Genomic DNA, 12,481 nt, shown 5'->3' with positions numbered 1-12,481 from the left:
GGTGGCCGCATCGGGCCGCCGGTTCCTAAGACCTGGCCTCCGGAACAAGGAGGCAAGCATGTCGATGCTGAACAACAAGGTCGCGATCGTCACCGGCGCGTCGTCGGGGATCGGTCGGGCTGCCGCCCTGCGGCTGGCGGCCGAGGGCGCGGCGGTGGTGATCAACGCCCGGGGCGGCCACGCCCTGGAGACCGTCGCCGAGGAGATCCGCGGCCGCGGCGGAAAAGCCCATGCGGTGGCCGGCGACGTCACCGATCCGGCGACCCACGAGGCCCTGGTCGCCGCCGCCGTCGAGCGGTTCGGCGGGCTGGACATCGCCATCAACAACGCCGGCGCCGTGGGTCCCTACGCGCCGCTCGCCGAGATCGCGCTCGACGACTGGAACGCCGTGCTGGCCGCCAACCTGACTTCGGCCTTCCTGGGCGCGCGCGTCCAGGTCCCGGCCATGCTGGCGCGGGGCGGCGGTTCGCTGGTCTTCGTCTCGACCTTCGTGGGCGCCAGCGTCGGCATTCCCGGCATGGCCGCCTATGGCGCCTCCAAGGCCGGGCTGATGGGGCTGGTGAAGGGGCTGACGGCCGACTACGCCGCACGGGGGATCCGCGCCAACGCCCTGCTGCCCGGCGGAACCGACACGCCGATGGGCGGCGACGCGGCGCAGAAGGCGTGGGCCGCTGGCCTGCATGCCCTGAAGCGCATCGCCGATCCCGACGAGATCGCGGCCGCGGCGCTGTTCCTGGCCAGCCCGATGGCCAGTTTCGTCGCCGGCTCGGCGCTCTGGGCGGACGGCGGCAACGCGGCGGTGAAGTAAGGCGCCAAAGAAAAGGGGCGGCCCCGCGAGAGGCCGCCCCCGTCTTCGTCCTCTTGCCGGCGCGTCAGTAACTGGCGCGCAGGGTGAAGGCCACCGCGCGGGCGTCGCCCGGGGTGCCGACCACGAGGCCGGAATTGCCCGAGACCACGGTGATGTTCTGCAGGTACTCGGCGTCGAAGGCGTTGCGCACCGAGACGAACGCCTCCCAACCGGTTTCCGACTGGAAGCCGGCGCGCAGGTTGACGATCTCGTAGGCCTTGATGCGGGTGTACTGGGAGTCAGAGCTGTCGGCGTAGTAGGCCGAGCGGAAGCTCGCGTCGACGCCGGCATAGGCCTCGCCGGTCAGGCGGCCGAGGCTGGTCTTGGCGCGGTACTCGGCGCCGGCCGAGCCGGCCCACTTCGACAGGCCCGGCAGCTCCTTGCCCGACAGGTCGCAGGCGGCGGTGGACGTGCCGATCTTCTCCAGCGGGCAGGGGCCGTTCTTGAAGCTGGCGTACTTGCCGTCGGTGTAGGCCAGGTTGCCGTAGAACTTGAAGCCGCCGATCGAGCGGGTCGAGGCGTCCAGCTCGACGCCGCGCACCTCCACCTTCTCGACATTGGCCAGGTAGCCGCGCAGGGCGCCGGGGCCGCTGTCGACGACGTTGGCCTGGAAATCCTTCACGTCGGTGGCGAAGGCGGCGACGTTGGCGGTGACCAGGTTCTCGAACCACTGGGTCTTGAGGCCGACGTCGAGGGTGGTGACCTTCTCGGGACGGATCACCGCGGCCGCCAGCGAGGGCGTGCCGGCGCTGGTCAGCGGCAGGGCCGTCATGTTGATGCCGCCCGACTTGTTGCCGCTGGAGACGGTGGCGTAGGCGTTGACGGCGTTGGTCAGCTTGTAGACCACGGCGATCTGGCCCGACCAGGCGCCGTCGTCGGTCTTGGCCGAGAAGGTCTGCGGCCGGGCGATGCCCAGGCGGCGGTTCAGCAGGGTGGTGTCGGTGGTCGCCGAGCCGCCGGTGGTGGTCTGGACATAGGTCCCGTCCTTCTTCTCCTGGGTGTAGCGCACGCCGGGCGTGACGCTCAGGCGATCATTGACCTTCCAGGTCAGCTGGCCGAAGGCGGCGTAGCTGGTGGTGTCGATCGTGCTGTCGTTGAACACCGTGTAGCCCTCGAGCAGCGAGGCCGGGGTGTTGGTGGCGGGCAGCAGCCAGTACGACGCGTCCGAACCGTACTCGGTGACGCCGTGGGTCGTGACGTTCTGGTCGAAGTAGTAGAGGCCGGCCGTCCAGTCGATCGGGCCGCCGCCGTTGTTGGACAGGCGGAACTCCTGGCTGAACTGCTTCTGGTGGGAGGGGTTGTTCGAGCGGCGGGTGACGTCCAGGGCGGTGTAGTCGCGGTCGTTGCGCGGCTCCCAGTCCCATTCGCGGTGGGCGGTGACCGAGGTCAGGGTGACCGGGCCGAAGTCGTAGTCGGCGACCGCCGACAGGCCGTTGACCCACTGGTCGGCCTGGATCGGGTCGTCGATGTCGGAGATGCGGTCGTAGGGGTTCTTGCTGGCGACCGTGTAGTTCCTGCCGGCGGCCAGGGCCGCGTACTGCTGGGCGGCGGGCTTCAGGGTCGTGCCGACGGTGACATAGACCTGGGTGCAGCACTCGGGCTGCTGGACGGCGTAGTCGCCGTAGAGCCGGACGGTCAGCTTGTCGTTGGGAGTGAACTTCAGCTGGCCGCGATAGCCGGTGCTGGCCCGGGCGTTCTGGTAGCTGTTGCTCCTGGGATTGTAGAGGTCGCCGTCGCGCCAGGTGCCGACGAACGACAGGCGGGCGGCCAGCTTGTCGTTGATCAGCGGGCCGGCGACCGTGGCCTTGAACTGGCGGAAGTTCAGGCTGCCGTAGCTGGCCTCCAGGTCGGCCTCGAACGCCTGGGTGGCGTCCAGGGTGGTGATGTTCAGGGCGCCGGCGGTGGTGTTCTTGCCAAACAGCGTACCCTGCGGGCCGCGCAGCACCTCGATCTGGCGGATGTCGATGAAGTCGAGCGTCGCCGCCCCGGGGCGCGAGTTGTAGACCTGGTCCACATAGATGCCGACGCCCTGCTCAAGGCCGTCGTTGGCCAGGCCGTAGGATGCGCCCAGGCCCCGGATGGTCAGGGCGGTGTTGCGCGGGTTGGGCGAGAGCACCTGAAGGGTCGGGACCAGCTGGGTCAGGGCGACGATGCTGTTGACGCCGGTCTGGGTCAGGGTCTCGGCCGAGGTCACCGTCAGGGCGATCGGCACTTCCTGGGCGCTTTCCTCGCGGCGGCGCGCGGTGACGAAAATCTGTCCGACCAGGCTGGCGTCGTCGTTGGCGCTCGGGTCGGCCGGATCGGCCAATGGGGCGGCAGGCGCCGTCGCGACCGGGGCGGCGGGCGCCTCGGCGGCCAGGGCCAGGCTGGCGGTGGTGGAGAGAAGCGCGCCCAGCAGGGCGGCGCGGCCGAGCCGTTGGGCCGAAAGTCCGATCGTCACGTAGTGCCCCCTCGAATTCGAGATAACGCCATTCGGCGATTTGTGTTGGCGTGATATCTACCTATTCCTATCGGTGAAATGGAGAATGGCTCCGCGACCGGCCAGTTTTTCTGGGGCGCGCCTCGCAAGGGCCTGGAGCGCGGACAAGCGAAAGGCCGCCCCGGTCTCCCGGAGCGGCCTCTCAAGGGTAGCGAAAAGTCCGAGGCCTAGTTGGCGCCGTACAGCTTCTTCACATCCGCGCGGAAGGCCGCGCCGCTGTCGGGGCGGCTGTAGAACATGTGGCCGCCCGGATAGTTGGACAGGGTCACGCGGCCGCCCGCCGTGGCCGGCATGGCGTCGACCACCAGGCGCGAGGCGAAGAACGGGCACGACAGGTCGTTGTAGCCGTGGACGATCAGCACCTTCAGCTTCGGGTCGACCGAGACCGACTTGCGCAGGTCGGTGACCGACTCGGTGTCGGGGCCGCGGCCGCGATCCCAGGCCTGGTTCACCTCGCCCGACAGGGCGTCGTAGCGGCCCTCGACCTTCCAGCCCACGGTGCGGGTGGTGAAGTCGACGATGGCGCTGGTGGTGGGCGCGATGATCGAGTCGAGGATCGGGTCGTTGATCTCCTGCTCGGGGGCGAACGGGAAGGGATCCAGCGAGGTGACGTTGCTGTCGTAGCGGCTGCCCAGGCGCCCGGTCTGGCGGAACACCTCGCGCAGGAACGACTGGGTCTCCAGCCGCCCGCCGGCGCGGCGGACATAGGTCGGATCAAGGCCGGTCATGGCCGAGACCTTGGTCGTCAGGCGATCCAGGGCAGCCGGATCGGAGCCCTTCATCAGGTCGACCATGTATTCGCCGCGGGTGTAGTCCTCGACCTCCTTGATGGCGGCCGGGGTCAGCTTGCCTTCGCGCTCAAGCTTGGCGGCGGCGATCGACGGCAGGGTCCACATCGACGGCAGCGGCGAGATTTCCTGGGCCGTGCGGCCGGCGCTCGACAGCAGCGGCGAGACCAGGACGAGGCCGTTGATCCCCACGCCGTAGTCGGTCTGCAGGGTGTAGGTCAGGCGCGGCCCGCGGAACCCGCCGTAGCTTTCGCCGACGATGTACTTGGGCGACTGCAGGCGCTCGTTCTTGACCAGCCAGTCGAAGACGATGCGCGACAGGTAATCGATGTCCTGCTTGACGCCGTAGAAGCGCTTCTTGGTCTCTTCGGGCTTCGTCAGGCTGCGCGAGAAGCCGGTGCCGACGGCGTCGATGAACACCAGGTCGGTGAAGTCCATCCAGCTGGCGGGGTTGTCCTGCAGGCGCGTGGGGGCCGACGGGCTGTCGCCCTCGGCGCCGAACTGCACGCGCTTGGGGCCCAGGGCGAAGTTCAGATAGACCGAGGCCGCACCGGGGCCGCCGTTGAAGGCGAAGGTCACCGGACGGCCCGGATCGCGCGGGCCGTCCAGGGTGTAGGCGGTGAACACCACCTCGGCGATCTTCTTGCCCTTCTCGTCGCGCACCGGCAGCGAGCCGACGGTGGCGGTGTAGGCGACGGTCTTGCCGGCCAGGACGGTGGTCTGCTTGACCGACTTGTCGGCCGGGAAGGCGGGCAATTCGGCGGCCGGCGCTCCCTTGGCTGCGGCCTCAGGCGCGGGCTTGGCCTCCTGGGCCATGACGTTTCCGCCGGCCATCATGCCGATCGCGAGGGCGGCCCCCGCGGTCCACGACTTCCAAGTGCTGAGCATGTCGCCTCCCGAACGCCCGCCTGCCGGCCGGGCGCCTTGCCGTCTTGAATTTGGAGCGCGCGCGGCGTGGCGGGCTCCGGTGATGGGCGAAATGGCTAGAGCATGGCCAAGCTGTCGGCAAGGACGACGCGGAAAAGTGGGCTGGCGGCAAGAACGTGCCCAGAGGACGGGCAAGGGTCGTCTGTCCAAGACGCGGGCGGCAAAGCCGAATTTCCCTTTCCGGAGCACGCATAAGGGCGAAAAACGGGTTCCGTTTTGTCCCCCGCCGCACTAGGAGTAGCCCCGCCTCGGCAAGGCCTGCCAAAGCGTCTTGCCGACACCATATTTCTGTCCGGCGCCGTTCCTGGCGCGTTGCTGCAAGGCGAAGATCCCATGGCCCAATACGACGTCGTCATCATCGGGGGCGGCCCCGGCGGCTACAACGCGGCGACCCGCGCTGGCCAGCTGGGCCTGAAGGCGGCCATCGTCGAAGGCCGCGGCAAGCTGGGCGGCACCTGCCTGAACGTCGGCTGCATGCCCTCCAAGGCCCTGCTGCACGCGTCGGAATACTATGAAGCCGCCGCCGGCGGCGAGTTCGCCAAGCTCGGCATCGAAGTGAAGCCGAAACTGAACCTCGACCAGATGATGGCCCAGAAGGCCGAGAGCGTCGAAGCCCTGACCAAGGGCGTCGAGTTCATCATGAAGAAGAACAAGGTCGAGTACGTGAAGGGCTGGGGCCGCATCGACGGACCGGGCAAGGTCGTCGTGAAGGCCGAAGACGGCAGCGAACGCGTCCTCGAGACCAAGAACATCGTCATCGCCACCGGCTCGGAGCCCACCCCGCTGCCGGGCGTGACCATCGACAACGCCGGCCGCATCGTCGACTCCACCGGCGCTCTGTCGCTGCCGTCGGTTCCGAAGAGCCTGATCGTGGTCGGCGCCGGCGTCATCGGCCTGGAGCTGGGTTCTGTGTGGCGTCGCCTTGGCGCTGAAGTCACCGTCGTCGAGTACCTGGACCGCATCGTCCCGGGCACCGACACCGAAGTGGCCACCGCCTTCCAGAAGATCCTCACCAAGCAGGGCTTCAAGTTCAAGCTGGGCGCCAAGGTCACCGGCGCCGCCGACAAGGGCAAGCAGGCCGAACTGACGCTGGAGCCGGTCGCCGGCGGTCCCGCCGAGACCCTGCAGGCCGACTACGTGCTGGTGGCCATCGGCCGTCGCCCGTTCACCCAAGGCCTGGGCCTGGAAACCGTGGGCATCACCCCCGACAAGCGCGGCGTCATCGCCAACGACCACTACAAGACCGGCGTCGACGGCATCTGGGTCATCGGCGACGTGACCTCGGGTCCGATGCTGGCCCACAAGGCCGAGGACGAGGCCGTGGCCTGCATCGAGCTGATCGCGGGCAAGGCCGGCCACGTGAACTACGACATCATCCCGGGTGTCATCTACACCAAGCCGGAAGTCGCCACCGTCGGTAAGACGGAAGACGAGCTGAAGGCCGCGGGCGTCGCCTACAAGGTCGGCAAGTTCCCGTTCCTGGCCAACAGCCGCGCCAAGATCAACCACGAGACCGACGGCTTCGTGAAGGTGCTGGCCGACGCCAAGACCGACCGCATCCTGGGCGCCCACGCCGTGGGTCCCAATGTCGGCGACATGATCGCCGAGATCTGCGTGGCCATGGAGTTCGGCGGTTCGTCGGAAGACGTCGCCCGCACCTGCCACCCGCACCCCACCCGCTCGGAAGCCCTGCGTCAGGCGGCCATGGGCGTCGAAGGCTGGACGATGCAGGCCTGATCGGCCTGTCCTACAAAATAGGAAGCTCGCCCGTTCCATCGGGCGTAGAGTGGCGGGGTTTCGGCAACGGAGCCCCGCCATGCTTTGTCAGCCCTGATGTTGGCCGCCGTCGTGCAGGCCGCGCCCACCGACCGGGTCCATGTTCTGCCGCAGATGCCGGGTCCCGCGCTTCTCGCCGACGCGCCGCCGCCGCCGGCCCGTATCGAGGACAGCCGCGTTATCCGCCGGTTGAAGCCGGGCTGTGCGCTGGCCAAGGTCGCCCCGACCGACGACGCCAAGGGCGCGAACCGCGCCCGCCCGCTGGCCAGGGAGCCTCGTTCGGCCCTGCGCTACGCCGTGCTGCGCAGCATCGACGGCTGCCCTGTGGACTCGCCGATGCGGGTGAATCGGGCTCGCTGATCGGCCCGCTGGTCGGGACGGCCGGAGACGAGCCGCCGGTAGGCAACTTGTGGTCGCTCGCCGCCCGCCTCCAACCGGCGTAAGCCGTCGCTTCCGTTTTGTCGTTCACGAGCCCCTGTTCATGCGTCGCCTTGCTCCGCTGCTGTCCGTCCTGGCCCTGGCGCCCGTGCTCGGTGCGGCCGCCCCGCGGGCGGTGGAGGTTGACATCCGCCAGGCCTGGGCCAGGCCCGTGGCGGGCGCCGGGATGAACAGCGCCGGCTACATGGTGCTGGCCAATCGCGGCCGCGCTCCGCTGACCCTGACCGGCGCCTCCAGCCCGCTGGCGCGCGAGGTGATGGTCCACCGCACGATCGAGAAGGACGGCGTCTCGTCGATGCGGGCGATGGGCCAGGGCCTGATCATTCCGCCCGGCGGCCAGGTCGCCTTCGCCCCGGGCGGCGCCCACTTCATGGTCATGGGCCTCAAGCGCCCGCTGAAGCCGGGCGAGCGCCTGGCCCTGACCCTGACCTTCGACGGCGGCCGCAAGGTCGAGGCCCAGTTGGCCGTCCGCACCACCCCGCCGCAACCGGCGGCTGCGGTCGCTCCGACCGCCCCGCACCGGCACTGACCCAAGGTGGCGCCTGCGTGATGCTTCCGGGGGCGCGGTGCGCTTCTCGCGGAAACATGACAGAATTTTAAGGCAGGAAATTCCGGCGCCCGGCGCAAATTGCCGCGGGTTTTCCAACGGATCTGCCTTTCGATGAAAAAAGCTTGGTTCGGCGCCGCCGCGGCGGTCGCCCTCTCGATCTCCGCCTACGGCGCCCAGGCGCATGAAGAGCACGCCTGCATCGACGACGCCTGCACCGTTCAGTCGCTGTTCGTCCAGGGCGCCGAAGGCGGCGGCTCGGCCGTTTCGCTGGAGTCGCCGCGCTACGGCGCCTGGGGCTTTGACCTCACCGGCATGGACACCTCGGTGAAGCCGGGCGACGACTTCTACAAGTACGCCAACGGCAAGTGGGACGAGAAGACCGAGATCCCGTCCGATCGCACCCGCTACGGCAACTTCGACAAGCTTTCGGAACTGTCGGAAGCCCGCACCCGCGCGATCATCGAGGGCGCCGCCGCCGGCAAGACCACCGACGCCGACAGCGTCAAGGTGGGCGCGGCCTACAAGGCGTTCATGGACGAGGCCCGCATCGAGAAGCTGGACGCGGCCCCGATCGCCGGCGAGCTGAAGCAGATCCAGGCGATCAAGACCAAGGACGAGTTCACCGCCCTGATGGGCAAGAGCCCGACCACGGCCTTCGCCTCGATCCTCAATCTCTACGTCTCGACCGACGCCAAGAACCCGACCCGCTACGCCGTCTATGCCGGCGCCGGCGGCATCTCGCTGCCCGACCGCGACTACTATCTCGACGCCAAGTTCGCCGACAAGAAGGCCGCCTACGAGGCCTATGTCGCCAAGATGCTGGGCTTCATCGGCTGGACCAACCCGGCCGAGAGCGCCAAGGCCGTGGTGGCCTTCGAGACCCAGCTGGCCGAAGCCAGCTGGACCCGCGTCGAGCGCCGCAACCGCGACAAGACCTACAACCCCAAGACCTGGGCCGAACTGCAGGCCCTGACCCCGGGCTATGACTGGAACCGCTATCTGGTCGGCACCGAGCTGCCCAAGCTCGACCGCGTGGTGGTGACCACCGACACGGCCTTCCCGAAGTTCGCCAAGGTCTATGGCGACACCTCGCTCGACACCCTGAAGGCCTGGCAGGCGTTCAAGGTCGCCGATGGCGCCGCCCCGATGCTGTCCAAGCGCTTCGCCGACGCGGCGTTCGAGTTCCGCGGCAAGACCCTGTCGGGCCAGCCCGAGCAGCGCCCGCGCTGGAAGCGCGGCGTCGCCCAGGTCAACGGCATGCTCGGCGAGAGCGTCGGCAAGGTCTATGTGGCCGAATACTTCCCGCCGGACTCCAAGGCCAAGATGGTCGACCTGGTGGCCAACCTGCGCACCGCGCTGAAGGCCCGCATCGAGACCCTCGACTGGATGGGTCCGGAGACCAAGGACAAGGCGCTCGACAAGCTGGCCAAGTTCACCGTCAAGATCGGCTATCCCGACAAGTGGCGCGACTATTCCAAGCTGGAGATCCGCGCCGACGACGCCTATGGCAACGCCCTGCGAGCCGGCGCCTTCGAATGGCGCCATGACGTCGAGCGCCTGAACCAGCCGGTCGACAAGAGCGAGTGGGGCATGACCCCGCAGACGGTCAACGCCTACTACAACTCGGTCAACAACGAGATCGTGTTCCCGGCCGCCATCCTGCAGGCGCCGTTCTTCCATCCCGACGCCGACCCGGCCGTGAACTACGGTGGCATCGGCGGCGTGATCGGCCACGAGATCGGCCACGGCTTCGACGACCAGGGTCGCAAGTCCGACGGCGACGGCGTGCTGCGCGACTGGTGGACGGCGCAGGACGCCGCCCGCTTCGAGGCCCAGGCCGACAAGCTGGGCGCCCAGTACTCGGCGTTCGAGCCGTTCCCGGGCGTGCACGTCAACGGCAAGCTGACCATGGGCGAGAACATCGGCGACATGGGCGGCCTGTCCTTCGGCCTCGACGCCTATCACGCCTCGCTGAAGGGCAAGCCGGCCCCGGTGCTCGACGGCTTCACCGGCGACCAGCGCGTCTATCTGGGCTGGGCCCAGGTGTGGCGCCAGAAGAGCCGCGAGGATGCGCTGAAGCAGCAGATCGCCGCCGACCCGCATTCGCCGGCCTATTACCGGGTCAACGGCACGATCCGGAACCAGCCGGGCTGGTACAAGGCCTATGACGTCAAGCCGGGCGACAAGCTCTATATCGCGCCGGAAGACCGCGTGAAGATCTGGTGATTGCTCTGATCCCCCTCCCCTTGTGGGAGAGGGTGGTCCCCGCGAAAGCGGGGATCGGGTGAGGGGTCTTTCAGACCTGAAACGCCGCGGCGGCCGAAGGGCCGTCGCGGCGTTTTTCGTTCGCGCGACCCCTCATCCGTCGGCTTCGCCGACACCTTCTCCCGCAAGGGAGAAGGGTCCTGCTCACGTCGCCGCGTCGAGGATCGCCTCGCGCACCAGGTCGGGGCGCTCCATGGGCAGGAAGTGGCTGGTTCCGGCCACGGTCTCGATCCGCACCGCCTTGCCGCGCCGGGCGAAGGCCGCGCCGTCGCCGATGCGGCAGGTCGAGCCGGTCTCGGCCGCGAGGATGCGCACCGGGCCCCGGAACTGGCTGACGGCCCGCCACGGGTCATGGCCCTGGGCGGCGTAGTTGGAAGCCTCCCAGGCCGGGGTGCAGGCCAGCTCGACCTTGCCGTCGGGACGGTCCTTGAAGCCGCCGCCGACATAGTCGGCAAGCATGGTCTCGGGCCAGGTCTTGAAGGCGCCGCGGCCGCGATAGGCGGCGAAGGCGGCCTCGCGGCTGTCGAAGACCTCGCGCCGGCGGCTGGCGGCCTGGGCGATCGGCATGCGCTTCCACAGGCGTCCCGAGGTCCATGGCGCTTTGGCGTAGAGGGCGACCATGCGCGGCATGATCACCGGGTCGAGCAGGACGAGGCTGGAGACCTTGCCCGGGGCCTGGGCGGCGGCCAGCAGGCTGACCGTGGCGCCCATCGAGTGTCCGGCCAGCACCACCGGGGCCTGGTCCAGCGCCTGGAGCAGGGCCAGCAGGTCGTCGCGCAGGTCGAGCCACGAGCGGCGTCCGTCGGGATCGGCGGCCAGGCGGCTGTCGCCGTGGCCGCGCTGGTCGACGGCCAGCACGCGCAGGCCCGCCGACAGCGGAGCCAGCAGGGCGCGGTAAGTCTGGGCGTTGAAGCCGTTGGCGTGGACGAAGACGACGTCGACCGCGCGGCTGGCCGGACCGAAGTCCAGCGCCGCCATCTCGCCGCCGCCGGCCGGGCTGTCGATGGCGATGAAACGCCGCTTGGGTTCGCGGAAGACGGCGGCGTCCATAAGCCAGAGGTTCCTTCTTCGTCCCTTGAAGGCCTAAGGTAGGCGCCGATAGTCCCGCCGTCCAATGGAGCCGACCATGAATCCGCTCGCCACCATCGGCTACGAGACCGACACGCAGGGCGGGATGATCGACCGGCTGAAGGCGGCCGGGGTGGAATTGGTGGTCGACGTGCGGGCCGTGGCTTCGTCGCGCAAGGCCGGCTTCTCCAAGACCCTGCTGGGAAACAGCCTGCAGGCCGAAGGGATCGGCTACCTGCATCTGCGGCCGCTGGGCACGCCCAAGGCCGGCCGCGACGCCGCCCGGGCGGGCCGCACCGACGAGATGCGGGCGATCTTCACCGAGCACCTGCAGGAACCGGACGCCCAGCTGGCCCTGGCCCAGGCGACGGAACTGGCCGGGGAAAAGCGCATCGCCCTGCTGTGCTACGAGGACGACCCGGCCTGCTGCCACCGCCGCATCGTCGCCGACCGCATCCGCCAGGCGCTCAAGTGCGAGGTCGTGGACCTGTGATCGAGGCGGTGCTGGCCGGCTACGAGGCCGACGGGGCCGATCTCGTCCGGCGCTTCGAGACCATCGATCCGGCGGGGCTCTACGCGCCGGTGGCTAAGTTCATTCCGACCGCGCCCGCCCGGATCGCCGACATCGGCGCCGGCACGGGGCGTGACGCGGCCTGGCTGGCGGGGCTGGGCCATGCGGTGGTCGCGGTCGAGCCGGTCGCCGCCCTTCGCGAGGCGGGTCGGGCGCTGCGGCCGGATCTGGCCTGGGTCGACGACCGGTTGCCGGACTTGGCGAGCCTGCGGGGCGAGCGGTTCGATCGGGTGCTGCTGAGCGGCGTCTGGCAGCATCTGGACGATGCGGCGAGGGGCGTGGCCATGCCCGCTCTGGCAGGGCTTCTGGCCCCGGGCGGCGTGCTGGTGATGTCGCTGCGCCATGGCCCGGGGGCGCCGTCGCGGCCGGTATGGCCGGTGGATGTCGAGGCGACTGTAGAGCTGGCTGAAGCGGCGGGGCTGAGGCTCGTCCACCGCGTCGCGGCGGGGTCGGTGCAGGCCGGCAACCAGGCGGCGGGCGTGACCTGGACCTGGGTGTGTCTGGAGGCGCCTGCTCCTCCCTCGCTTTAGCGGGGGAGGTGGCGCGGCGCTATCAGCGCCGTGACGGAGGGGGCGACCGCCGGCTCTGAGCCCAGTCTCGCCCCCTCCACCACTTCGTGGTCCCCCTCCCCCGCAAGCGGGGGAGGAGAAAGATGCCTAGATGTCGAAGCTATGAAGGTTGTTCACCCGGGGCGGTGCTGAGAGGCTGGGGTTGCGAAGCTCCAAACTCTAGCCCGGAGGCCCCGGATGAACGTGCATGAGAATGCGCGGCT

Annotated in this window: 10 protein-coding genes; 7 read left to right on the top strand and 3 right to left on the bottom strand. The window is 69.3% G+C overall.

The annotated features are described in order from the left end of the window. Positions 1-58 precede the first annotated feature (58 nt). The gene (locus DDF67_RS16505; RefSeq protein ID WP_109101951.1) at positions 59-808 is read left to right on the top strand and encodes an SDR family oxidoreductase; all 750 of its coding nucleotides are present in this window, start codon (positions 59-61) and stop codon (positions 806-808) included. Positions 809-872: 64 nt separating this feature from the next. Here DDF67_RS16505 and DDF67_RS16500 read toward each other — a convergent pair whose 3' ends face one another. Both DDF67_RS16500 and DDF67_RS16495 read right to left on the bottom strand, forming a co-directional pair. Then, the gene (locus tag DDF67_RS16500; RefSeq protein WP_109101950.1) at positions 873-3,287 is read right to left on the bottom strand and encodes a TonB-dependent receptor; all 2,415 of its coding nucleotides are present in this window, start codon (positions 3,285-3,287) and stop codon (positions 873-875) included. 206 nt (positions 3,288-3,493) lie between these two features. Then, positions 3,494-4,951 carry a S10 family peptidase gene (locus tag DDF67_RS16495; protein WP_408608619.1) on the bottom strand — a complete coding sequence of 486 codons (1,458 nt, stop codon included), beginning with the start codon at positions 4,949-4,951 and terminating at the stop codon, positions 3,494-3,496. Between the two features lie 423 nt (positions 4,952-5,374). Here DDF67_RS16495 and lpdA point away from each other — a divergent pair, with 423 nt between their 5' ends. The 4 genes from lpdA (at position 5,375) to DDF67_RS16475 (ending at position 10,031) form a co-directional block, all read left to right on the top strand. Then, positions 5,375-6,778, top strand: coding sequence for a dihydrolipoyl dehydrogenase (gene lpdA / locus DDF67_RS16490; RefSeq protein WP_109101948.1), 1,404 nt, complete (start codon positions 5,375-5,377; stop codon positions 6,776-6,778). Between the two features lie 96 nt (positions 6,779-6,874). After that, the gene (locus DDF67_RS16485) at positions 6,875-7,177 is read left to right on the top strand and encodes a hypothetical protein (protein ID WP_109101947.1); all 303 of its coding nucleotides are present in this window, start codon (positions 6,875-6,877) and stop codon (positions 7,175-7,177) included. 121 nt (positions 7,178-7,298) lie between these two features. Next, on the top strand, positions 7,299-7,784 hold the full coding sequence (locus tag DDF67_RS16480) for a copper chaperone PCu(A)C (protein WP_109101946.1): 486 nt from the start codon (positions 7,299-7,301) through the stop codon (positions 7,782-7,784). A gap of 132 nt (positions 7,785-7,916) precedes the next feature. Next, entirely contained in the window at positions 7,917-10,031 is a 2,115-nt protein-coding gene (locus tag DDF67_RS16475) for a M13 family metallopeptidase (protein WP_109101945.1), read from the top strand. Positions 10,032-10,214: 183 nt separating this feature from the next. Here the strand turns inward: DDF67_RS16475 and DDF67_RS16470 are convergent, their stop codons facing one another. After that, the gene (locus DDF67_RS16470; protein ID WP_109101944.1) at positions 10,215-11,120 is read right to left on the bottom strand and encodes an alpha/beta fold hydrolase; all 906 of its coding nucleotides are present in this window, start codon (positions 11,118-11,120) and stop codon (positions 10,215-10,217) included. Between the two features lie 76 nt (positions 11,121-11,196). On the opposite strand from DDF67_RS16470, the gene DDF67_RS16465 reads away from it, so the two are divergent. Both DDF67_RS16465 and DDF67_RS16460 read left to right on the top strand, forming a co-directional pair. Then, on the top strand, positions 11,197-11,631 hold the full coding sequence (locus tag DDF67_RS16465) for a DUF488 domain-containing protein (protein ID WP_109102104.1): 435 nt from the start codon (positions 11,197-11,199) through the stop codon (positions 11,629-11,631). After that, on the top strand, positions 11,610-12,239 hold the full coding sequence (locus DDF67_RS16460) for a class I SAM-dependent methyltransferase (RefSeq protein WP_199229260.1): 630 nt from the start codon (positions 11,610-11,612) through the stop codon (positions 12,237-12,239). The genes DDF67_RS16465 and DDF67_RS16460 overlap by 22 nt, the downstream gene beginning before the upstream one ends. Positions 12,240-12,481: the final 242 nt, after the last annotated feature.

The organism is Caulobacter endophyticus (assembly GCF_003116815.1).
Taxonomy (GTDB): Bacteria; Pseudomonadota; Alphaproteobacteria; order Caulobacterales; family Caulobacteraceae; genus Caulobacter; species Caulobacter endophyticus.
Note: the sequence above shows the minus strand (reverse complement) of the source record. Positions and strands in the feature narration are given on the sequence as shown.

What these genes read in the sequence shown, in the direction of transcription:
- DDF67_RS16505 (WP_109101951.1), top strand. Translation starts at nt 59, where the DNA reads ATGTCGATGCTGAACAACAAGGTCGCGATCGTCACCGGCGCGTCGTCG.
- DDF67_RS16495 (WP_408608619.1), bottom strand. Translation starts at nt 4,951, where the DNA reads ATGATGGCCGGCGGAAACGTCATGGCCCAGGAGGCCAAGCCCGCGCCT.
- lpdA (WP_109101948.1), top strand. Translation starts at nt 5,375, where the DNA reads ATGGCCCAATACGACGTCGTCATCATCGGGGGCGGCCCCGGCGGCTAC.
- DDF67_RS16485 (WP_109101947.1), top strand. Translation starts at nt 6,875, where the DNA reads ATGTTGGCCGCCGTCGTGCAGGCCGCGCCCACCGACCGGGTCCATGTT.
- DDF67_RS16480 (WP_109101946.1), top strand. Translation starts at nt 7,299, where the DNA reads ATGCGTCGCCTTGCTCCGCTGCTGTCCGTCCTGGCCCTGGCGCCCGTG.
- DDF67_RS16475 (WP_109101945.1), top strand. Translation starts at nt 7,917, where the DNA reads ATGAAAAAAGCTTGGTTCGGCGCCGCCGCGGCGGTCGCCCTCTCGATC.
- DDF67_RS16470 (WP_109101944.1), bottom strand. Translation starts at nt 11,120, where the DNA reads ATGGACGCCGCCGTCTTCCGCGAACCCAAGCGGCGTTTCATCGCCATC.
- DDF67_RS16465 (WP_109102104.1), top strand. Translation starts at nt 11,197, where the DNA reads ATGAATCCGCTCGCCACCATCGGCTACGAGACCGACACGCAGGGCGGG.